The sequence below is a fragment of the Rhodococcus sp. Leaf278 genome (assembly GCF_001426085.1).
Lineage (GTDB): Bacteria > Actinomycetota > Actinomycetes > Mycobacteriales > Mycobacteriaceae > Rhodococcoides.
In genome coordinates, this window is sequence record NZ_LMRR01000042.1 from 174,146 (window position 1) to 194,959 (window position 20,814).

General features: G+C 64.6%; 18 protein-coding genes and 1 tRNA gene. 14 read left to right on the top strand and 5 right to left on the bottom strand.

Annotated features, from left to right (window positions below):
• Positions 1–39 precede the first annotated feature (39 nt).
• Together ASG84_RS22610 and ASG84_RS22615 are read right to left on the bottom strand one after the other, a co-directional pair.
• Entirely contained in the window at positions 40–1,431 is a 1,392-nt protein-coding gene (locus ASG84_RS22610) for a GntP family permease (RefSeq protein WP_057479213.1), read from the bottom strand.
• Positions 1,432–1,581: 150 nt separating this feature from the next.
• Entirely contained in the window at positions 1,582–2,142 is a 561-nt protein-coding gene (locus ASG84_RS22615; protein WP_057479214.1) for a molybdenum cofactor biosysynthesis protein, read from the bottom strand.
• 74 nt (positions 2,143–2,216) lie between these two features.
• Here ASG84_RS22615 and ASG84_RS22620 point away from each other — a divergent pair, with 74 nt between their 5' ends.
• A complete protein-coding gene (locus tag ASG84_RS22620) occupies positions 2,217–3,761 on the top strand; it encodes a carboxylesterase/lipase family protein (RefSeq protein ID WP_057479215.1) in 1,545 nt (514 codons plus the stop codon).
• On the opposite strand, the gene ASG84_RS22625 is transcribed toward ASG84_RS22620, so the two are convergent.
• Positions 3,754–4,620 (bottom strand): Fpg/Nei family DNA glycosylase, encoded by an 867-nt coding sequence (locus ASG84_RS22625; RefSeq protein WP_057479216.1) that lies wholly within the window; start codon positions 4,618–4,620, stop codon positions 3,754–3,756. The two genes, ASG84_RS22620 and ASG84_RS22625, sit on opposite strands and share 8 nt — an antisense overlap.
• 29 nt (positions 4,621–4,649) lie before the next feature.
• Here ASG84_RS22625 and ASG84_RS22630 point away from each other — a divergent pair, with 29 nt between their 5' ends.
• From ASG84_RS22630 to ASG84_RS22640, 3 genes are read left to right on the top strand one after another with little or no spacing between them, the layout of a single operon-like run.
• Positions 4,650–5,450 carry a thymidylate synthase gene (locus ASG84_RS22630; RefSeq protein ID WP_057479334.1) on the top strand — a complete coding sequence of 267 codons (801 nt, stop codon included), beginning with the start codon at positions 4,650–4,652 and terminating at the stop codon, positions 5,448–5,450.
• Positions 5,447–5,956: a dihydrofolate reductase gene (locus ASG84_RS22635; RefSeq protein ID WP_057479217.1), complete on the top strand. Its 510-nt coding sequence runs from the start codon at positions 5,447–5,449 to the stop codon at positions 5,954–5,956. The genes ASG84_RS22630 and ASG84_RS22635 overlap by 4 nt, the downstream gene beginning before the upstream one ends.
• A gap of 54 nt (positions 5,957–6,010) precedes the next feature.
• Positions 6,011–6,337 carry a cupin domain-containing protein gene (locus ASG84_RS22640; protein ID WP_032395790.1) on the top strand — a complete coding sequence of 109 codons (327 nt, stop codon included), beginning with the start codon at positions 6,011–6,013 and terminating at the stop codon, positions 6,335–6,337.
• Here ASG84_RS22640 and ASG84_RS22645 read toward each other — a convergent pair.
• A complete protein-coding gene (locus tag ASG84_RS22645) occupies positions 6,330–7,190 on the bottom strand; it encodes a universal stress protein (protein WP_057479218.1) in 861 nt (286 codons plus the stop codon). The genes ASG84_RS22640 and ASG84_RS22645 overlap by 8 nt on opposite strands.
• Before the next feature lie 98 nt (positions 7,191–7,288).
• Positions 7,289–8,194: an acyl-ACP desaturase gene (locus ASG84_RS22650; protein WP_057479219.1), complete on the bottom strand. Its 906-nt coding sequence runs from the start codon at positions 8,192–8,194 to the stop codon at positions 7,289–7,291.
• A 360-nt stretch (positions 8,195–8,554) separates the two neighbouring features.
• On the opposite strand from ASG84_RS22650, the gene ASG84_RS22655 reads away from it, so the two are divergent.
• From ASG84_RS22655 to ASG84_RS22700, 10 genes are all read left to right on the top strand, one after another.
• Positions 8,555–9,754: a PucR family transcriptional regulator gene (locus ASG84_RS22655; protein ID WP_235581797.1), complete on the top strand. Its 1,200-nt coding sequence runs from the start codon at positions 8,555–8,557 to the stop codon at positions 9,752–9,754.
• 87 nt (positions 9,755–9,841) lie between these two features.
• Positions 9,842–10,543: an ABC transporter ATP-binding protein gene (locus ASG84_RS22660; protein ID WP_057479335.1), complete on the top strand. Its 702-nt coding sequence runs from the start codon at positions 9,842–9,844 to the stop codon at positions 10,541–10,543.
• 50 nt (positions 10,544–10,593) lie between these two features.
• Positions 10,594–13,011 (top strand): ABC transporter permease, encoded by a 2,418-nt coding sequence (locus tag ASG84_RS22665; protein ID WP_156399668.1) that lies wholly within the window; start codon positions 10,594–10,596, stop codon positions 13,009–13,011.
• A 171-nt stretch (positions 13,012–13,182) separates the two neighbouring features.
• Positions 13,183–13,809, top strand: coding sequence for an isochorismatase family protein (locus tag ASG84_RS22670; protein WP_057479222.1), 627 nt, complete (start codon positions 13,183–13,185; stop codon positions 13,807–13,809).
• Positions 13,810–13,924: 115 nt separating this feature from the next.
• Positions 13,925–14,000: transfer RNA gene (locus ASG84_RS22675), tRNA-Arg, on the top strand.
• A gap of 74 nt (positions 14,001–14,074) precedes the next feature.
• Positions 14,075–14,833, top strand: coding sequence for a CPBP family intramembrane glutamic endopeptidase (locus tag ASG84_RS22680; RefSeq protein ID WP_235581798.1), 759 nt, complete (start codon positions 14,075–14,077; stop codon positions 14,831–14,833).
• A gap of 76 nt (positions 14,834–14,909) precedes the next feature.
• Positions 14,910–16,265: an HNH endonuclease gene (locus ASG84_RS22685; RefSeq protein ID WP_082521165.1), complete on the top strand. Its 1,356-nt coding sequence runs from the start codon at positions 14,910–14,912 to the stop codon at positions 16,263–16,265.
• 222 nt (positions 16,266–16,487) lie between these two features.
• The gene (locus ASG84_RS22690) at positions 16,488–17,891 is read left to right on the top strand and encodes a DEAD/DEAH box helicase (protein WP_057479224.1); all 1,404 of its coding nucleotides are present in this window, start codon (positions 16,488–16,490) and stop codon (positions 17,889–17,891) included.
• 155 nt (positions 17,892–18,046) lie between these two features.
• Positions 18,047–20,080: an ABC transporter ATP-binding protein gene (locus tag ASG84_RS22695; protein WP_200936655.1), complete on the top strand. Its 2,034-nt coding sequence runs from the start codon at positions 18,047–18,049 to the stop codon at positions 20,078–20,080.
• Positions 20,077–20,814, top strand: coding sequence for an energy-coupling factor transporter transmembrane component T family protein (locus tag ASG84_RS22700; protein ID WP_057479225.1), 738 nt, complete (start codon positions 20,077–20,079; stop codon positions 20,812–20,814). Before ASG84_RS22695 ends, ASG84_RS22700 begins: the two co-directional genes overlap by 4 nt.

Below are 20,814 nucleotides of genomic sequence, written 5' to 3' on the forward strand. Positions count from 1 at the left end.
TTTCGGTACTCACAGAATCAGTGCTCACAGAATCAGGGCTCACAGGATCCAGCTCATCGGCACGATCAACGCGATGGCGATGACCGACGCCAACGAGACACCCACCGAGCACGTCTTGAGTGTGCCCCTGGTCGACTGACCCATCAAGGACTGCAGCAGCCAGAAGGTGTTGCTGGTGACGTGCACGGCGAACAGGGATCCGGCACCGGCGGCGAGTGCAATGAACACCGGGTCGAGGCCGATCAGCGGAGCGACCGGGGCGAGGATGCCGGCGGAGGTGATGGCGGAGATCGTCACCGATCCGACGGCGATGTGCAGCGCGGCAGCGATGACCCACACCATCAACAGCGGCGCCGCGGTGCTGGCCGTGAAGTACTGGCCGAGAATGTCGCCGAGACCCGCTTCGTTGATGACGGCCGCGAGCGACCCGCCGACACCGGTGAGGATCAGGATCTGCCCGCTCTCGGCGAAGCCTCGGGCGAGCGCCTTCTCCACCCGGGCCTGACCGACGTGGAAGCGGCCGATGAGGCACGTCCCGACCAAGCCGATGAGCAGCGCGATCACCGGGCTCGCGATGAATTCGACCACAGGTACCGATATTTCGGCCACTTCGAGTACCGCGCCGACGGCGATGAGGACGAGCGCGAGCAGCAGCGGCGAGAGCAACACCAGCAGCGAGGTCTGCTTCTCGGTGCGCACCTTCTGCGCCACGCCACCGCCGGCTTCGAGGGGCTGGTCGTCGGAATCGACGGGATCGGGAATCACAGGCTCCGGGACTACGACAATCTGCTGCTCGTCCTTCTCCTCGTTCCACCAGCCGTGCCGGAACACGAACGACATGATGGCCACCGACAGCACGACGACGGGAACGATCAGGATCAGTCCGTAGATCATCATCTTGCCCAGCGGCACGCCGAGCAGTCCGGCCAGCGCGAGCGTCGCGACACCGGGGACCATGAACACGATTCCGCATTCGAGCGAGATGGCCAGTGCCGTAGCCATTCTCGCTGTGCCGTACTTACCGATCTTGGGGGCGAGGTTACGAGCGAGCGGCGCCGAGATCACGAGCAGCACGTCGAGGAAGATGGACTGCAACACGGTTGCGATGGTCAGCGACAGCGCGTACGGGAGCCGCTTGGGCCCGAACGTTTTCAGCAGGGTGCCGACGAGACGCTGGATGGCGCTCATCTCCTGCAGCACCGACCCCATGAGCACACCGAACGCGATGAGCAGCCCCACCTCGGCCATGATCTCGCCGAATCCGCCGGTGATGGTGTCGACGGTGGTCGATACGCCGAGCTTCGTCGCCAGACCCAGGTACGCGGCCCCGAGTACGAGCGAGATCACCGGGTTGAAGTGAAAACGAACGATGAAGACCACCACCGCCAGCACGGCGACGACGGTGTTGATCACGATCCACATGTCGGACATCGGCAATTCTTCCTGCTGGACGAGTGACCGACGCCATGAGGATCGGTGTGGTGTGATCCGTCACACCGCTACCCGCATTATGGGCATAGATTTGCTTGGTGAGCAAGAATCCACACAGCAAGAATCCACGCGGGTCCGAGAAGAGCCAGGTCAGATCGGCTGCGCGCGCCTGACCGACAGCGCCGCTCGTGCCGCCTCCAGCTCGACAGGGGAACGCACCATCAACTCCCCGACCCGCAGAATGCCGTCGGACAGTGGTTCCACGCGCAGTCCGCCGCGACCGATCAGCGCCTTACGTGCGCCGTCGGCCACCATGCGGTCCATCCACGCGCACGGGTGGGCCGGCCGCCCGCCGCGGAACGTGATCCAGCCGTCGCCGGAATCGAGTTCGAATTCGAGACCGCGGAGCGGGTCGAGTTCGAGACCACGCACAACTACATTTCTTCGGGCCACCGAGGGATCGGGCACCTCCACACCGAGCACGTCCCCCACCGCTTCCCATGCCTCGACGGCCAGGAAGCTCACCGCGGCCTCCGTGTGTGCTTTGACTCCGAAGAAGCGATCACCCCGGATGCCCTTGTGGGCCACGATCTCGACACTGGGCGGCAGGTCGGTCGCTACCTCGACCGGGCCGTCCTTGGATCTTCCGAAATACGCGTGCGAGGGGGCCCGCAGCAGCTGCACGATCTCGGCTCGGTACTCGAAAGGCATGCACTCGAGTCTGCCCGGTACCGAACCCCGCCGGTTCTTACCCACGGGTAAGGACCGATCAGTACACTCGCGACATGGCTGTGACGACACGCGTGACCACCTCAGACGGCATCATCGAGGGAAAGCCCGTCGGTGACCTCACCACCTGGCGAGGCATTCCCTACGCCGCCCCACCCGTCGGCCCACTGCGTTTCCGGGCGCCGCAACCCACCGAACGGTGGGACGGCGTGCGCGACGCCACCGAGTGGGGCAACGCCTCCGTTCAGCACAAGCGAGGCACGATGCTCGCGATCGGCAAGTACCAGCCGTCGAGCGAGGACTGCCTGACGCTCAATGTGCTCGCTCCCAGCGCACCGAGCGCGAACCCGCGGCCGGTCATGGTGTTCATCCATGGCGGCGCGTACACCCTCGGCACGTCGGCTACTCCCCTGTACGGCGGCGGCTCACTGGTGCGCCGCTCGCTGAAGGACGGCGACGGCATCATCTACGTCTCGGTCAACTACCGACTCGGCGCTCTCGGCTACCTCGACATGTCCCAGTTCTCCACTCCCGAGCGGCCGTTCGACTCCAACCTCGGCTTGCGAGATCAGGTAGCCGCTCTGGAATGGGTGCAACGCAACATCGCCGAGTTCGGCGGCGATCCGAGCAACGTCACCGTTTTCGGTGAGTCTGCCGGCGGCAACGCCGTCACCACCCTGATGACGGTTCCCTCGGCCAAAGACCTTTTCGCTCAGGCCATTTCCGAGAGTTCCGCTCCCGGCATGACTGCCACCAAGGAGCGCGCCGATCAATGGGCGCGTGAATACGTCGGCTACCTCGGCGGCACCGTCGAGAACGCTGCCGAGACCCTCGAGAACGCCGAGGTACTACGGCTCGGACGCGCGGGAACCAAGCTGGGTCTCACCACGTTGCACCGCACTCCGGGCCTGCTCCCGTTCGGCCCGGTGATCGACGGTGACTTCCTACCGATCAGCCCGGTCGAGGCGTATGCGAACGGCACCGCGCACCGCGTGCCGCTGATCATCGGTACCAATGCCCGTGAGGGAACGCTGTTTCCGAAGTTTCTCGACGCGTTGCCCACCAATCCGGAGCGCATCACCAAGCTGTTCTCACTCACCGATCCCGACGCCGAAGCGGTGGTCACCTCAGGCTACCGGGGCTACCCGAACGAGCGTGCCGCCATCGACTTCGGCGGCGACTTCACCTTCTGGAAGCCGTCACTGGAAGTGGCCGAGGGACATTCGCGTCACGCACCGACGTATTTCTACCGATTCGACTTCGCGCCGCGATCGATGAAGCTGCTCGGATTGGACGCCACCCACGGCTTCGAGTTGTTCGCCGTGTTCGGCATCAGTGAGACCTTGTTCGGTAAGGCGCTCACCCTGGCCGGCGGACGCAAGGCGTTCTCCGAGGTCACCGAGCAGGTGCAATCGCACTGGATTGCGTTCGCCACCAACGGAAAGCCGTTGGAGTCGTGGCCGGCGTACGACGAAGGCGACCGAAAGACACTGATCTTCGACACCCGCACTCGGGTGCAGAAGGATCCACGGAGCGACCGCCGCAAGGCGTGGGAAGGCTACCGCGGCTACGCCAGCCAGAAACTCGAACCCGTCACTTGAGCAGACGTGACATTCGACGGTCGGCAAGAATTTTGCCGGCCGTCTGGCAGGTGGCGCAGTACTGAAACGATCGATCGACGTACGCGACTTCGCGTACCGGATCTCCGCACACCGGGCACGGCAGCCCAGTTCTGGCGTGCACCCGCATACCAGATCGCTTCTCCCCCTTCAGCCGCGCCGCGTCCTGCCCGGCCGAGCGGGCCACCGCGTCGGACAGCACCGAGCGCATCGACGCGTAGAGCGTCGCGACGGATTCGGGATCGAGCTTGCTCGACGACGCGAACGGCGAGAGCTTCGCGACGTGCAATATCTCGTCCGAGTACGCGTTGCCGATACCGGCCAACAGAGATTGGTCCACCAACGAGGTCTTCAGTCGCGCGGTGGTGCCGGCGAGTATTTCGGCGAACTCGAGCTCGGTGACCGTCAGCGCATCGGGTCCGAGGCGAGCGACGCTCGCCACCTGCGCAGGGTCACGGACCACCCAGACCGCCAATCGCTTCTTGGTACCGGCTTCGGTGAGGTCGATGGCGGGCGTCGCGCCTTCGGGAGTGAAGAAGTGGATCCGCAGTGCCAACGGACCTTTGCCGGGCTTGGGCGGCGCGGCGCTGGGATTGTCCACCCACCGCAGCCAACCGCCGCGCGAGAGATGCGTGATCAACCACAGGTCGCCGGCCCGCAGTGCCAGGTGTTTACCGAACCGCGCGGCATCGGTGACGTCCTGGCCCTGCAGTTCGGTGATCGGCGGATCGAACGTCTTGAGAACACTCAGCGCGGCGATGTCGATGCGGCCGATGACGGCACCGACGGCATGTTCGCGCAGGAAGCCGGCAAGGGCTTCGACCTCGGGCAATTCCGGCATGAAACCAGTATGCAGCTACGATGACCGTCGTGATGGTTCCGACTCCGTACGAAGATCTGCTGCGCCGCATCATCGATACCGGGACGGCGAAGTCCGACCGCACCGGGACCGGCACCACCAGCGTGTTCGGGCATCAGATGCGCTTCGATCTGGCAGCGGGCTTCCCGTTGATCACCACCAAGAAGGTCCATCTGAAGTCGATCGTGTACGAATTGCTGTGGTTCCTGCGCGGCGACTCCAACGCCACCTGGCTGCAGGAGCACGGCGTGAGCATCTGGGACGAGTGGGCAGCTCCGGACGGCGAGCTCGGCCCCGTCTACGGAGTGCAGTGGCGGTCGTGGCCCACCCCGTCCGGCGAGCACATCGACCAGATCAGCCAGGTCATCGAGACCTTGAAGACCGATCCGGATTCGCGGCGCATGATCGTCTCGGCCTGGAACGTCGGCGAGATCCCGCGGATGGCGCTTCCGCCCTGCCACGCGTTCTTCCAGTTCTACGTGGCCGACGGCAAACTGTCCTGCCAGCTGTACCAACGCAGCGCAGACATGTTCCTCGGTGTGCCGTTCAACATCGCCAGCTACGCGCTGCTCACGCACATGGTGGCGGCCCAGACGGGTCTGGAAGTGGGCGAATTCGTGTGGACCGGCGGCGACTGCCACATCTACGACAACCACCGCGAACAGGTTACCGAGCAGCTCTCCCGCGAGGCGTATCCGTACCCCACTCTGAAACTGGCACAACGAGATTCGATCTTCGACTACACCTTCGAGGACATCGAGATAGTGGACTATCAGCACCATCCGGCCATCAAGGCTCCGGTCGCAGTGTGACTGCCCCGCAATTCGTCGGTCTGATCTGGGCTCAGAGCCGGGCCGGGGTCATCGGCGACGGGGGTGGCATCCCCTGGCGCATTCCCGAGGACATGGCGCACTTCAAAGCCACGACGGCCGAGCACCCGGTGATCATGGGGCGCAGGACCTGGGATTCGTTGCCGGCGAAGTTCCGCCCGCTGCCGGGCCGTCGCAACATCGTGGTCACCCGTAACGCGTCGTGGACCGCCGACGGTGCCGAAAGCGCACCGAGTGTCGCCGACGCTGTGGCCCTGGCGAGCGGAAGCCCGGTTTGGATCATCGGTGGCGGCGAAATCTATCGCAGTGCATTGAGTATCGCGACGCACCTCGAAGTCACCGAGGTCGATCTCGACATCTCCGGCGATACCGTCGCCCCCGAGATTCCGGACGGCTGGACCGCGAAGGCCGGTGAGTGGCAGAACAGCAGAGTGAACGACACTCGGTTTCGCTACGTCGAGTACGGACAGGCTACCCAACCTTCCTGAGCGCGTTCAGGATTCCCCCGTCGCGACCGCAGACCGTGCGTCATACTGACGATCATGGACAAGAAGTCACTCACCGCACTTGCCCGCCAACAACTCAAGCTCGCCGTCGGTGCGTCGAGTGGCCGCAGTTCGCAGACGGTGTACGGCGGTCACCGACGCCACCTGAGGCAGACTGTCGTGGCGTTGGCCGCCGGTAACAAGTTGGCCGAACACGACCTGTCCGGCGAGTCGACGGTGCTGGTGCTGAGCGGAAAGCTCGAGCTGATCAGCGGCGAGCGATCCTGGAAGGGCTCGACCGGCGATCTGCTCGTCATCCCCGACGCCCGCCACAGCGTCGAGGCCCTCGAAGACGTGAGCTTTTTGCTGACCGTCGCTATGTGAGTGCTTTTCGCACTACCAATACCGGGCAGTCCGCAGTGTTCACGAGTGCAAAACTCGTGGACCCCAGCAGCATTCCACCGAATCCGCCGCGTCCCCGGTTGCCCACCACTATCAATGCCGCGGTTTCGGACAGGCCACTGAGAACCCGTACCGGTCGGTCCTGCGCCACGATGCGCTGCACCTCGACCTCGGGGAATCGCTCCTGCCAGCCGGCGAGGCTCTCTGCCAGCAGTGCCTCTTCGCCGTCGGCAATGGCGTGCCAATCCTTGGGCGCGCGGCCGAACGATTGCGTCAAATCCACATCGGACCACACGTGTACCGCGATCAATACGGCATCGCGCGCCGACGCTTCGACGAACGCCGACTCGACGGCAGTCTGATTGACGTCCGATCCATCGATGCCGACAACGACCGGGCCCTCGGCGACCGGACGACCGTCGATGTCACGGCCCCGCACCACTGCCACCGGCGAGACGCTGTGGGCCGCCAAAGACAATGTGACAGCGCCGGTTTCACTGGCGCCGATCACCAGAATCTCGGCCTGCGCCGAGACGCCGATGAGAACGTCCATGACGCCGCCCTCGATGGCGCTCGACGTCACCTCGAACGCGGGATCGTCGACGACCAGCGCGGCCAGGGTCTCTGCCGCCACCAACCTGGACTTGGCCGTCGCAACGAATTCCGTTGCTTCTCCGGCGAATTCGCTCAGATCGACAACTCCCGGCATGTCGACGGCAGTGACGATGTGCAACCGCCGATCGCGTCGATGCGCGCACAAGGCCGCCCAGATCACTGCCTTGTCCGCCGCGGCGGATCCGTCTATACCGACGATGATCGGTCGAGAGCCTGTCACGATGGGGGCCTCCGGTCGTTGCCCCGAACACAAGGTGTGGAGCGTGAAGAAGAGTAGGAGTTCAGGTTAGTCGATCCACCCCGTCGAGGTAAGTGGTGTCAGCTGGCGCGCAATGCGTTTGCGTACTCCCGCGTTCGCACAGAGCTGCGTTCGATGGTGGCGGCCTGGGCATCGAGATGGTCCAGGTAGTCCGCCAATTGATCGCGACTACGCGCCCCGGCACCGAGATCTGTCCGCTCGAAGATGCGCCACTGGGCCAACACGGGCCGCAGTACCTCGTCGAGATGGCGCGCAAGATCGTAGATGCCGTCGCGCGCGATGAGCATTGCACTGCGCGCGAAACCGGGGAGGTTGGTACCCGGTAGCTGGAAATTCATGACGACCTCGGTGATAGCGGTGACCGTCAGGCCGGGTGCCACGGTGAGCGCTGCCGAGACCAAGTTCGCGAAGAATCGGACGTGCAGTTCCTGATCGGCGACGATGCGTCCGAGGAGACGATCCGCCACCGGATCATGGCACTGGTCCGCGGTGTTGCGATGACTGACAGTCGAGACCGACTCGTCGAGGACCACCTGAACCAGTGACCGAAGCAGGTGTGCACCGTTCATGGGGGCGTCGAACCCCACCGTCATACATTGCGCTCGAGCTCGTCCGAGGGCGACCGGATCGACGCTGCGGGTGGCGACCAGGTAATCGGTGAGGGCCACCGAGTGCCGACGTCGTTCACTGCTCCAGTCGGTGAGCCAGGACGGCCAGGCACCGATCTCGGTTGCCCCTGCATCCCGGCGGTAGAGCGGAATGTTCTGCTCGACCAGAAGATTGGTCACCAACGCGGCTTTGGCAGTTTCGGTCAGCGGCGAGGGACGCGATCCCCAGTACATCTCGGCACGCACGAAATCGGCCGGTACCCACTGAACCGACTCGACGCGGTGACGGGCGAGATTTTCCTCGATCGTCGGGCGCAACTCCCGGAGGACAGTGAACTGACCGATATCACTGTGCATGCTCGTCCCTTCGTTGCCCACTCCCGACGGGATCAAGGTAGATGTGCGCCGCGTGCGCCGTGAACAGCTTCCCGATTGTTTAGGGCAAGTCGCAGCCGGCCACGTCGGTCGCTCGAGATAGATCACAACGAGTTTTGCCGAAACCATGGATCACACGTAGATAACAACCTATGATCGATCCTGTTAGAGGCCAGGAAACAAACTTGAAGTACGAAAACAACGCGGTTTCAGGTTCGATTGTTTACATTGAGCCATCGAAGCGCGTTGATACGCGCCAGTAAGTTTGCAGTCCGTATGACCTGAAGAACCAACACGAAGGGTTGATCTGTGACCGTTCACAACTCGACTAGCCTCGGAATCATGGTCGCGGGTCAGCCTGCGTCGGCTCCTCTTCGCGACTTCCGCGCGGTGGCGCGGCTCCTGGTAGGACACTTCGCAGCCAACACTCCCTGCGGGTCGTTGCCAGGCGAACAGCTCCACGGCGACGTCACCGAATTCACCGTCAAATGCATCAGCATCGCGGTCCAGATGCTCGACGAGCGCCGCGCCCCGGCGGAATCCGACCTGGCCGAGCTTCGCGCCAAGGCCAGCCAGTGGGCTCGCGAAGGAGTTCCGCTCGAATCGGTGCTCAGCGTCTACCACGAGGGCATCCAGATCGGCTGGAATCTCGTGTCGAAGCGAGCGGGTGAGGGCGATGCAGCGCAGCTGATCGAGGCCGCGCGCATGTTCGTGCTGCTGTCGGAGAAGGTATCCATCGCCGCCAGCAAGAGCTATGTGGAAGAACTGCAGGCCGTGGCCAGCGAACACCACACTGCAGCGCACACTCTGGTCACCTCACTTCTCAGCGGCCACAACGCGGTGTCGATGGCACGTCAGTCCGGCATCGAACTCGCCGACAGCTACCTCGTGCTCGCCATCTCGGTGCCGCCGCACCCGGACGAGAACGACCCCAACATCCAGAAGACGGTCGCCGCTCGCAGAAAGCTGCGTCGTGTCCAGGCCGAGCTGGCCACGATCTGCGGCCGCACTCCCCTGTCCTTGCTGAGCACCGAGGGTGGCACCGTCCTGATTCCCGGTGTCCACGACGACGAGTGGGTCGAGGCTCTGGTGCATCGCATCGCAACCGCCGCCGAGGTGCCCGTCACCGTCACGGCCGAGCAGGCCGCCACTGCGGACATCCCCACCGCAGCCGATCAGGTCCACGAACTGCTGTCTCTGGCCCATCAACTGCACCGCCCGTCCGGCCTGTACCGCATGGACGATCTCGTGCTGGAGTACCAGCTGACGCGTCCGGGCCCCGGCCGACGCCACCTGACTCAGATACTCGAGCCGCTCGATTCGTCACCCGAGCTGCTCGAAACCCTGGAGATCCATATCTCGCACGATCTGAACCGTCAGCGGTCTGCTCGTCAGCTCCATCTGCACACCAACACCGTCGACTACCGCCTCAAGCGGATCGCACAGCTCACCGGCTTCGACCCCACACGTCCGTCCGGAATCCGACACCTACAGGCCGCGCTGGTGGCCCGCCGACTCGAATCCTCGCGCGGCGCAGCTTGATCTGAGAGTTCCGAACGGTTTCTCGATCCGACGGCAGGTAGCGTCGAAGATACATTCGAGAAGCAAGGGGATTCGTCCGTGGCGAAGTTGATGCTGGAGTTGTCCGGGGTGGTCAAGGAGTACCCCACCGGAGAGCAACCGGTGCGGGCGTTGGACGGCATCGATCTCACGATCGAGGGCGGCCAGTTCGTCTCGCTCGTCGCACCGTCCGGTGCCGGCAAGTCGACGCTGCTGCACATGCTGGGCGCACTCGACACACCGACGTCGGGTTCCATCAGGTTCAACGATGTCGAAGTCACCACCCTCGACGACAACGCCCAATCCGATTTCCGACGCCACCAGGTGGGCTTCGTCTTCCAGTTCTTCAATCTGTTGCCGACGATGTCGGCCTGGGAGAACGTCGCCGTCCCCAAGTTGTTGGACGGCACTCCCATCAAGAAGGCCAAGGCCGACGCGATGCGACTGCTCGAGATGGTCGGGCTCTCGCAACGCTCCGAGCACCGGCCGGCGCAGCTGTCCGGTGGTCAGATCCAACGCATTGCGATCGCCCGAGCACTGATGATGAATCCGGCACTGTTGATCGCCGACGAACCCACCGGCAATCTCGACTCGAAGACCTCCCACAACATCCTCGAAATACTGGCGGACGTGGCACACGCCAGCGAGGGGCGTCGAGCAGTGGTGATGGCGACCCATGACCTCGAGGCGGCGCGCTCCACCGACCGCATCGTCAGCATGATCGACGGTCGCGTCGAGACCGACACACCGACGGCCGGTCTCGATCGGTGATCGGTACCGCTCTCAGCAGATTTCGAGTCATCAGCCTTCGCGACCTCCGCATGCACTGGGTGCGTTCGCTCGTGTCCGCGGGTGTCGTGGCCGTCGCCGCCGGGCTGCTCATCGCCGTCCTCGGCACCTACGGGTCGTTGACCGGATCCGTCGAACGTCTCGCGGTGACGATCGCAGGAAACGCGAGTTACGAAGTCGTCGGTGTCACCGACTCCGGCTTCGACCAGAGCGAACTCGACGTGGTGCGCTCCGTTCCCGGTGTCGACACAGCGGTTCCCCTGCTGCGCAGCACCGTTCGATCCGACGTCGGAGATCTGACGGTCCTCGGTGTCGACTCGTCCATCACGGCACTGCAGTCGGACCTGCAGGGCGCGGTCGGCAATGCGGCAGGACTGTTGTCCGATCCTTCCGGTGTACTGGTAGGTGCCGCAACGGGTCTGAACCAGGGAGACACCGTCACGATCGATGACGTTCCGACGGCGGTGGTCGGCGTGATCGACGGCCCCGGCACGCAACGCATCGGTGGGGGCATGTTCGCGGTTGCGCTCCTTCCCGCTGCGCAGGCACTCACCGATCGCCCCGATCAGCTCGATTCGATCTTCGTCCTGGGTAACGGCGACACACTGCGGTCCGACCTCGACGCCGCACTCGCCGGCCGAGTGTCGGTGATGAGCCCAGACTTCCGGGCCGACCGCGCTAACCAGGCGATGAGTCTGACCCGCAATGCCACGCTCATGGTCTCGCTCATCGCGTTCGTCGTCGCGGCCTTCCTCGTCTTCAACGTCATGAACATGGCCATCGCGAAGCGTCGACCCACCATCTCTCTTCTTCGCGCCGTCGGTGGACGCCGCGCGGATATCGTCCGCGACCTGCTGTTCGAGTCCGTACTCGTCGGACTGGTCGGCGGTGCCGTCGGTGTTCCACTCGGAATCGCGATGGGCCGCATCGCCATCGAGAGCCTTCCACCGTTCCTGTCGCAGGCATTCGACGCTCGAATCGAGTACGTGTTGCCCGGTTTTGCCATTCCCGTGGCGATCGCAGCGTGCGTACTGGCCTGCGTCGGAGCCTCGGCCGTCGCTGCGGTGCAGGTGTATCGCATCTCGCCGATCGAAGCACTCGCCGTCGGCGGCGGAGAAACGGCAGACGGACCGCGTCGCGGATTTGTTGCTGCTGCCACCGCGTTCGGCCTCGTCGCCATTGCCGGATCGTTCGTGTTCGCCGTCAACGTCGACGGCCAACTGACCCTCGGGGCCGGTGCGCTGTTCATGTTCGGCGTCGTTGCGCTGTGCGTCGGGGGGACGGGACCGATCGTGTCGGCCACGGCGGCCGTCCCTCGCCGCTGGGGTGGTGCCGGCCGGCTGGCCACGGCCACCATCGAACGTGCCCCGCGACGGATCTGGGCAACGGTCATGACGATCGTGATTGCGGTGGGAGTCAGTGTCGGAGTGTCGGGTTCGTTGACCAACATGACCGACTCGGCGGCCGAATCGCTGTCGTCGTTGGCGAACACCGACCTGTACGTGTCGATGTCCTCGCCCGACGCCATACCGTCGGGCCCCATCGTTCCTACGGAGGTGGCAGACGCCGTCCGTTCGACGCCCGGAGTCGCTCGCGTCGTCGAGGGGCAGTGGGCATACGCGACGATCGACGGCGAGACGGTATCCATCCAGGGCGTCGCCGACGGCAGCAATGCGGTGACGCTCGCATCGCTCACCGACACCGTGCGTTCCCAGGTGCTCGCCGGTGACGGTGTGGTGCTGTCCCAGGGATTCGGCAGAACGTTGGGTGTATCGGTGGGCGACTACATCGACCTGCCGACGCCGACGGGCGTGAAGAACGTGCGAGTGCTGGATCTGGTCCAGTACATCAATGCCGCGGGCGGCACGATGGCAATCTCGTTGGACTCGATGCAGCGTTGGTACGACCGACCCGGCGCGACCTACCTGGAGATCGGCGTCGACGGAGACGTTGCGGCCGTTGAGGATTCGTTGCGTTCGACACTGCCGCCCGAGGTCTTCGTGTACACCGGCGCTGCCGCACTCGAGGGCACCAGCGCTGCCATCCGACAGTCCGGCGCACTGGCCATCGCGTTGCAGTGGATCGTCGCGCTCGTCGCCGCGGTCGCGTTGCTCAACACGTTGACGCTGTCGGTCCTGGAGCGTCGACGCGAACTCGGCGTACTGCGAGCCATGGGCGGTGGACGGGGAACCCTGGCACGAATGGTGTTGGCGGAGGCACTGTCGGTCGGCATCGTGGGCGGCGTGCTCGGCCTGATCATCGGCGCGGGTCTGCAGTATCTGAGCACCTTGATCCTCGGGGCCAGCATCGGAATCCCGGTTGCCTACACCGCCGGTTGGTCGGTGCTGCTGTACGGCCTCGTCGCCCTGGGCCTGTCGCTGCTGGGTTCCGCTCCACCCGCCGTGCACGCCTCGCGACTGAACATCGTGGAGGCCATTGCGGCGGACTAGGTTGTGGGCGGGGCCTCTGGATTCGGCGGGTCTGGCAGGATTCGCGGGGCCTCTGGATTTCGCAAACGCGCGCGCGTTTGTCAGGTGCGAGCGGAATGGTCAGCGGACAGGTAGCAAGACTGCGCGCGCCTAGCGAATGCGAGCGCGTTTGTGGGAGGGAAGGGTTGTCGGATGGCCACATTCAGCGTCGAGGTCGAGGATTACGACGTCGAGCGGCTGCGCGACTGCGTGGGAGGTCCCGAGTGGGAGCTACAGCCCGAACGTGCCGCGGTTCTGATCCACGACATGCAGCCGTACTACCTCAACGTGCTCGACGACTCTGTCCGCTCGAAAGTGTTTGCGGCGGCATCGGAGGTGGTCGCGTGGGCGCGGTCGAGTGGGGTACCCATTCTGGCCAGTGCTCCACGAGCGGCGAGTGACGTCGCCCAGCGGGGACTGCTGGGACCGATGTGGGGGTTGGGCCCAAACGCCGAGGAGGTAGCGATCACCGAGCCGGACTTCGTTCCGATCGCAAAGCGAAGTTACAGCGCCTTCTACGCCACCGATCTGGAGGTCGAACTGCGCCGACGCGGCCGTGACCAGCTCATCATCGTGGGCGTGTTCGCGTCGGCGGGAATTTTGGCGACGACGTTCGACGCTTTCGCCCGCGATATTGAGTGCTTCGTCGGCGTCGAAGCGATTGCCGATTACACCGCTCACCAGCACCGCACCGCATTGAAGCTGATTGCGTCACTGACCGGTCGAGTGGCGTCGATCCAGAACCTGCTTCCCGATCCGCGGGGTGGGCCGCTAGACTAGCGAGCGCGATGTGGGTCGGCTGTGCACTCTGGCAGCAAACCTATCCGCAACCGATTGTTCCGAAGATCGAAAAGTGTTGCGGTGCAGCAGTTTACGACCAACAGAACAGTTGCCAGCCTTCGTAGCTCAGGGGATAGAGCAACCCTCTCCTAAAGGGTAGGTCGCAGGTTCGAATCCTGCCGAGGGCACCACAGAGCCCGCAAGACTGCTGTGATGCCCGGATGCGGCACTTGCGAAGGCGAGCGTATGGCGAAATAGTGCAGGTGTGGACCACTCCCCTGACGAGAATGCGCCACTCGTCCACGTGAACCACAAGAGTTTCCCGCGCTTCACCGACTCGCCACTGCCTACACCCACCGTGGGCGACGTCGCGTTGGCCTTCGTCAGCGGGTTCGGGGGAACGGCGATCGGCGGACTGATCGGGGCCGTGGCGGGGTTCATGATCGGAGGGGTCGCCGAGGCAGCTTTGCTCGCCATAATTCTGGCCGGCATTATCGGATGCGCCGGCCTCTATTTCGCTTTGATTCGTCGACGTCGATGGTCGTTGTCGGACTTGGGCTTTCGATCCCCCGCGCACAGCCTCCTCCATCTTCTGTGGCAGGTTCCGCTCCTGATGCTCCTCGCTGTGCTGGCCACGGCCGGAATTGGCGCACTCCTCGACGTCGCACCGGACGACAACCAGAACGCGATAGTGAAAGACGCCGTCGAAATCGGACCGGCCTCGATCGCCGCGATACTCGTGTTGATTGCGGGCGTCGTTCCCTTGATAGAGGAGATAGTGTTTCGCAGGATCCTGCTCGATTGGCTCAGGTCCAAGATGCCGACAGCGGTCAGTGCTGCGCTCGTCACCGTCGTCTTCGCACTGTGCCACATTGCACCGCCGGCGATGCTGTACATCCTCTTCCTGGGCACCGGCCTTGTTGCACTACGTCTCTGGTACCGATCGCTCTGGGCTCCGCTGATTTTGCACGCATTCAACAACGCCGTTGTCAGCTCCATCGCCATCGCAGTAGTGCTCACCTGACCTCCGAAGCAGGTCTTGCGTACCATCGAATTCACCCGTACTATCGAACATGCATTCGAGTACTGGGGAGGAACTCGTGGTCACAGCTTTGAAAAATTTGCCGCTGACACCTGATGAGGTGTTGCGTTTCGTCGCACGTCTTCAGGCGTCCGATGTCGTTGTCGACGCAGCAGCAGGCATCGATTTGATCTCCGCTCTCGAGACGGTCAAGTGCGTCAGCGTGGCAACGCAAGCCGTGGTGACCGATGCCGTCGCAACAGCCATCAGCAACGAACGCAAAGAGCTCGGCAAACCGAAAGCTCAGTGGCGCAGCGGGATTGCGTCACAGATCGGCCTGGCCCGACGCGAATCGCCGAACCGTGGCGGCACTCACCTCGGACTCGCACGCGCGCTGGTGCACGAAATGCCGCACACTCTCGCGCGCCTGAAAGCCGGCGAACTCAACGAGTGGCGGGTCATGATTCTTGCTCGCGAGACGGCGTGCCTCACCGTCGACGATCGCCGCACCATCGACGAACGATTGTGCGCAGACCCCGCGACATTGGCCGGTGCCGGCGACCGCACCATCGAGGGTCGCGCTCGCGCACTTGCCAACGAACTCGACGCCGCCTCCCAGGTGAAGCGGCGTGCGAAGGCATACGCAGCTCGGCGCACCAGCACCCGCCCCGCACCCGAATCCATGGGTTTCTTCACCGTCCTCACATCGATGGAGAAGTCCGTCTGCATGTGGGCCACGCTGCGACGAGATGCCGACACCATCATCAACTCGGGCGGCGACACACGCACGCGCGACCAGATCATGGCCGACCTCGTGTTCGAGCGGGTCACCGGCGCGTCAGCAGCCCAAGGCCCGCCAGTGACCGTCGACATCGTCATCTCCGATTCGACGCTGCTCGCCGGCGGTGACACGTCCGCATATCTGCACGGCTACGGCGAAATCCCGTCCGATGTCGCACGGCAACTGATTCGAGACGCGCTCGACGACGCACAAGGCAATGAGACGCACGTCGCATTACGTCGCCTCTATGCCCATCCGAAATCCGGAGCGCTGACGGCAGTGGAGTCCATTTCGCGAGGTTTTCCCACCGCGTTGGGACGCCTCATCGACCTCCGAGATCGCACCTGCCGCACCCCGTGGTGCGACGCGCCGATCCGACACCACGATCACATCCGGCCACACTCCGCGGGTGGTAAAACCAGCGCCGAGAACGGCGCAGGCCTTTGTGCCGCATGCAATTACGCGAAAGAAGGGGAAGGCTGGACGGCCGAAGCGCGGCGAGACAAACGCAACGCGCGACATCGGTACAGGCTCATCTCACCCACCGGCCACACCTATGACTCGAGTGCCCCGCCCATGCCGGTGGTCGAGCTCTACAACTCGCGAATCGAGAACGTGATGATCACGGGTCTCTTCGACGACGGCGCCGCGTGACGAACCTGCGCGGGAAGAGACCGAGCCACAACTCGGTTACACTCGGTGACGACGCGCGTAGCTGCACGTCAGACGTCGTGGAATGCTCCCGAATCACCATGTGCACCCCGCACAGGCTTCTCTTACGGCGATCGAAACTGCCCACCGGCAGTCTCGCCACCTTGCATCTCGGCCCAAGGCCCGCAGGTGCAACACCCTGCCCGAAAGGCACTTTTCATCACTATGACGACCCCACAAACATTTGCTGCACTCGGTGTACCCCAGGCCATCGCGGATGTACTCGCGAGCCAGGGCAAGACCGAAGCCTTCCCCATCCAGGCCGATACGCTCCCCGACACACTGCAGGGACGCGACGTGCTCGGACGCGGAAAGACCGGCAGCGGAAAGACACTCGCCTTCGCGATCCCGATGGTCGCTCGGCTCGCAGGCCAGCTTCCCGGCAATCGCAAGCCCGGCCGCCCGCGTGGCCTGATTCTCGCTCCGACGCGTGAGCTCGCCACCCAGATCGCCGTCGCAATCGAGCCCCTCGCCGCCGCGTACTCGCTGAAGGTCACCACGATCTTCGGTGGTGTGTCGCAGGTTCGCCAGGTCTCCGCGCTCAAGGGTGGAGTCGACATCGTCGTCGCCTGCCCCGGTCGCCTCGAAGACCTGATGAAGCAGCGCCACCTCACGCTCGACGGCGTTCAGATCACCGTCCTCGACGAGGCCGATCACATGGCCGATCTGGGCTTCCTGCCTGTCGTCACCCGCATCCTCGCCGCCACCCCGGACAAGGGTCAGCGCATGCTGTTCTCGGCGACCCTGGACAACGGCGTCGACAAGCTGGTCAAGCGCTTCCTGCACAACCAGATCACGCACTCCGTCGACGAGGCCACCTCCCACGTCGAGGCCATGACGCACAGCGTCTTCGAGGTCGACGGCGTCGAAGCCAAGAAGAAGCTAGTCCATCAGCTCGCCTCGGGCACCGGACGACGCATCCTGTTCATGCGCACCAAGCACCAGGCCCGCAAGCTGGCCAAGCAGCTCACCGACGCCGGAATCCCGTCTGTCGACCTGCACGGCAACCTCTCGCAGGCCGCACGTGACCGCAACCTCGCAGCCTTCTCCTCCGGCCAGGCTCGCGTTCTCGTCGCCACCGACGTCGCGGCCCGCGGCGTCCACGTCGACGACGTTCAGCTCGTCGTCCACGTCGATCCCCCGGCCGAGCACAAGGCGTACCTGCACCGCTCCGGCCGCACGGCGCGCGCCGGCAGCGCTGGCGACGTCGTGACCGTCGTCCTGCCCGAGCAGCGCAAGGACACCGCAGTGCTGCTGCGCAAGGCCGATATCAAGGTCACCCCGATCCGCGTCACCGCCGATTCGCCCGCAGTGGCGAACCTCGTCGGCGAGCAGGCCCGCTACGTCGAGCCTGCACCGCGAGTCGAGCAGGCCCCCGCCCGCACCGGAGCCCCGCGCAACAGCAACGCTCGCCGCGGCGGCCCGGCCCGTTCGGGTGGTCAGCCGCGCAGTGGTGGTCAGCCGCGCAGTGGTGGCGGACAGCCCCGTTCCGGTGGACAGCCGCGTAGCGGTGGCGGCGGCCACAGCCGTCGTGCAGCAGGACCGGCTACGAGCCAGCGCAGCCGCTGATCTCGGCCTGAGCGCGGAAAGCCCTTTTTACGAGGGCTTTCCGCGCTTTTCTGTTCTCACGCTCACCGCCGCAGCAACCGCACAAAGGCCGGCCGGCCCGAACCACGGACGTCGCGCCGAACGGTGGGTCTCGGTCGAGCTGGCACACTGGAGCGGTGACCGTCAGTTCTTCTCGCACTCCGAAGTCAGGGCCCCTCGGTCCTCAGGAATTGGCGACCGCCGCGGTCATGAGCAGCTTCACAGTCGCATTGACGGTGATCGGTGTGCTCGTGCCGATGGCAGCGATTCTTCAGGTCGTCGCGGCCGTTCCGATGTCGGTGGTCGCACTTCGATATCGGACCCGCGCGCTTCTCACCGCTGCAGTAGCAGGCACCCTCGTCGGATTCGTCGCTGCCGGTACACAGACGGCACTCACCGTGGCCAGCGCGGCGCTGTTGGGCGGCCTGGTCGGGCGAGCGAAGCGCAAGAAGCAAGGCCTGTTCGGTGTGCTGGTCACCTCGATGGTCGTCGGGCCCGCACTGGGAGCCCTCACGGTGTTGCTCTTGCTGATCCTCGTTCCGCTACGAACGTTGTTCCTCGACACCCTTCGCAACACCCTCGAGGGCGTGTCCAGGTTGCTCGAGCGCACGTCGGCCTTGCAGGGTGCCGCCGATGTGCTCCGCAGCAGCTCCACCGCGGTGCTCGACAACTGGTGGTGGTGGGTCGGCGGTTCCATCGCGTTCGGGATCGTCACCGGAACACTGTTCGCCTGGCTGATCCTCACCGCCATCCTCGACCGTCTCTCCACCATCCCCACCCCCGAAGCTCTTGTCTCGAGCACCGACGACGACGAGATCGGGCCATTGCCGGTCACCCTCGCCTCGGTCGGTTATCGGTACCCGGGAAGCGCCACAGCTGCGTTGACCGGAGTCGACCTACACATCGAACACGGTGAATTCGTCGCGATCGTCGGCCACAACGGCTCCGGCAAATCGACCCTGACGAGGATCATCGCCGGCCTGGAACCGTCGGAAGGCACCGTCAGCAGGCCCGGCGCAACCGGTCTCGGCCGATACGGTGGCACCGCCATGGTCCTGCAGCGACCCGAGAGCCAGATCCTCGGTACCCGCGTCGCCGACGACGTGGTGTGGGGTCTACCGCCCGGCGACTCCCGGCCCGACGTCGAGGCACTGCTCGTCGAGGTGGGTCTCGGCGGCATGGGTGCCCGTGACACCGCATCCCTGTCCGGTGGCGAGATGCAGCGCCTCGCCGTGGCCGCAGCCCTGGCACGCCGTCCTGCCCTGCTCATCGCCGATGAAGCAACCGCCATGATCGACGCGTCCGGACGCGAGCATCTGGTCTCACTCCTCGCCGAACTACCTCGCAGACATGGCATGTCGGTCGTGCTCGTCACCCATCATGTTTCAGAAACCGTTGCCGCAGATCGCGTGGTGCACTTGCACGAGGGGTATCAGGTGCAGCACGACTCGGCGTGGATGCAACCGAGTACCGTCAATTCTGCTGTACTGCATGATAATTCGAGCCAGCGTCTACTCGAAGTGGTCGACGTTCAACACACCTACAACCGTCGCACTCCCTGGGCTCAGGTCGCACTGAACGGGATCGACATCACTGTCAAGCGTGGTGAAGGAGTTCTCGTTCTCGGCGGAAACGGTTCGGGCAAGTCCACTCTGGCCTGGATCATGGCCGGACTCACCGGCCCGACGAAGGGCACCGCGCAACTCGACGGCAAGGCCATGACCACACGGGTAGGCGACGTCGGACTGGCATTTCAGCATTCTCGCCTGCAGTTGCAGCGCCGCACCGTCTCCGAGGACATCGCCGCCGCAGCCGGGCCCGAAACAGGTTCTGCCACTGTCTCGTCCGCCATGGATGCGGTCGGACTCGACAGGTCTTTGGCTGCCCGCGACATCGATTCGCTCAGCGGTGGGCAGATGCGACGCGTCGTGCTGGCCGGGCTCATTGCGCGCCGGCCACGCGTGCTCGTTCTCGATGAGCCCCTGGCCGGTCTCGATCCACCCGGACGCGACGACATCATCGGCGTACTCGCCGGACTGCGTGAACGCGGCGTCGCGATCGTGGTGATCTCACACGATGTGGATGGCATGGACACCGTCTGCAGCCGCACCATCACGATGTCCGACGGCCACATCGTCTCCGATTCGATCCTGGGGAGGGTGCCCTCGTGACCACCGTTGTGCTGCGTCAAGTCCCCCGGTCGTCGCCGATCCATCGCCTGTGGGCCGGCACCAAACTCGTCGTCGTCCTGCTCCTCAGCGTCACTCTGGTCGTAGCACCGACATGGCCTGCGCTCGGAATCGTGTTCGGGCTCTTGGTGATCGCGGGGATCGTCGCGCACATTCCGATCACGGCACTGCCGCGCCCACCATGGTGGATCTGGGCGTTGTTCGGCGTCGGTGCCTTGATCAATCTGCCGATCGGTGGCGCAGCAGTGGTGCTGTATCTGCGTGCGACGCTCTTCGTCTTCGTGTTGCTCGGTGCCTCGATGATGATCGGCTGGACCACCTCCATGAGTGACATAGCCCCGGCCGTATCGAAACTCGGCGCACCGCTGAAGAAGCTGAAACTGCCGGTCGACGAGTGGGCGATCGCCGTGGCGTTGAGCCTGCGGTCGCTACCGCTGTTGATCGAAGAGATGCGCACTCTCAACGCCGCCCGACGCCTGCGCCCCAAGCCCGTGGTCAACAGCGCCTCGGACAATTCGCTGGTCGACATCGTCACGACGGTCATGTCGGTAGCCATCCGACGGGCCGACGAGATGGGTACGGCGATCGCTGCCCGCGGCGGCACCGGAATGATCACCGCGACCGACTCGCGCTTCAAGGCCTCGGACGCAGTGACGCTGACCGTGGTGACTCTCGCGTGCGCCGCAGCGATTGCGATCAGCTTCCTGTGGGGCTGA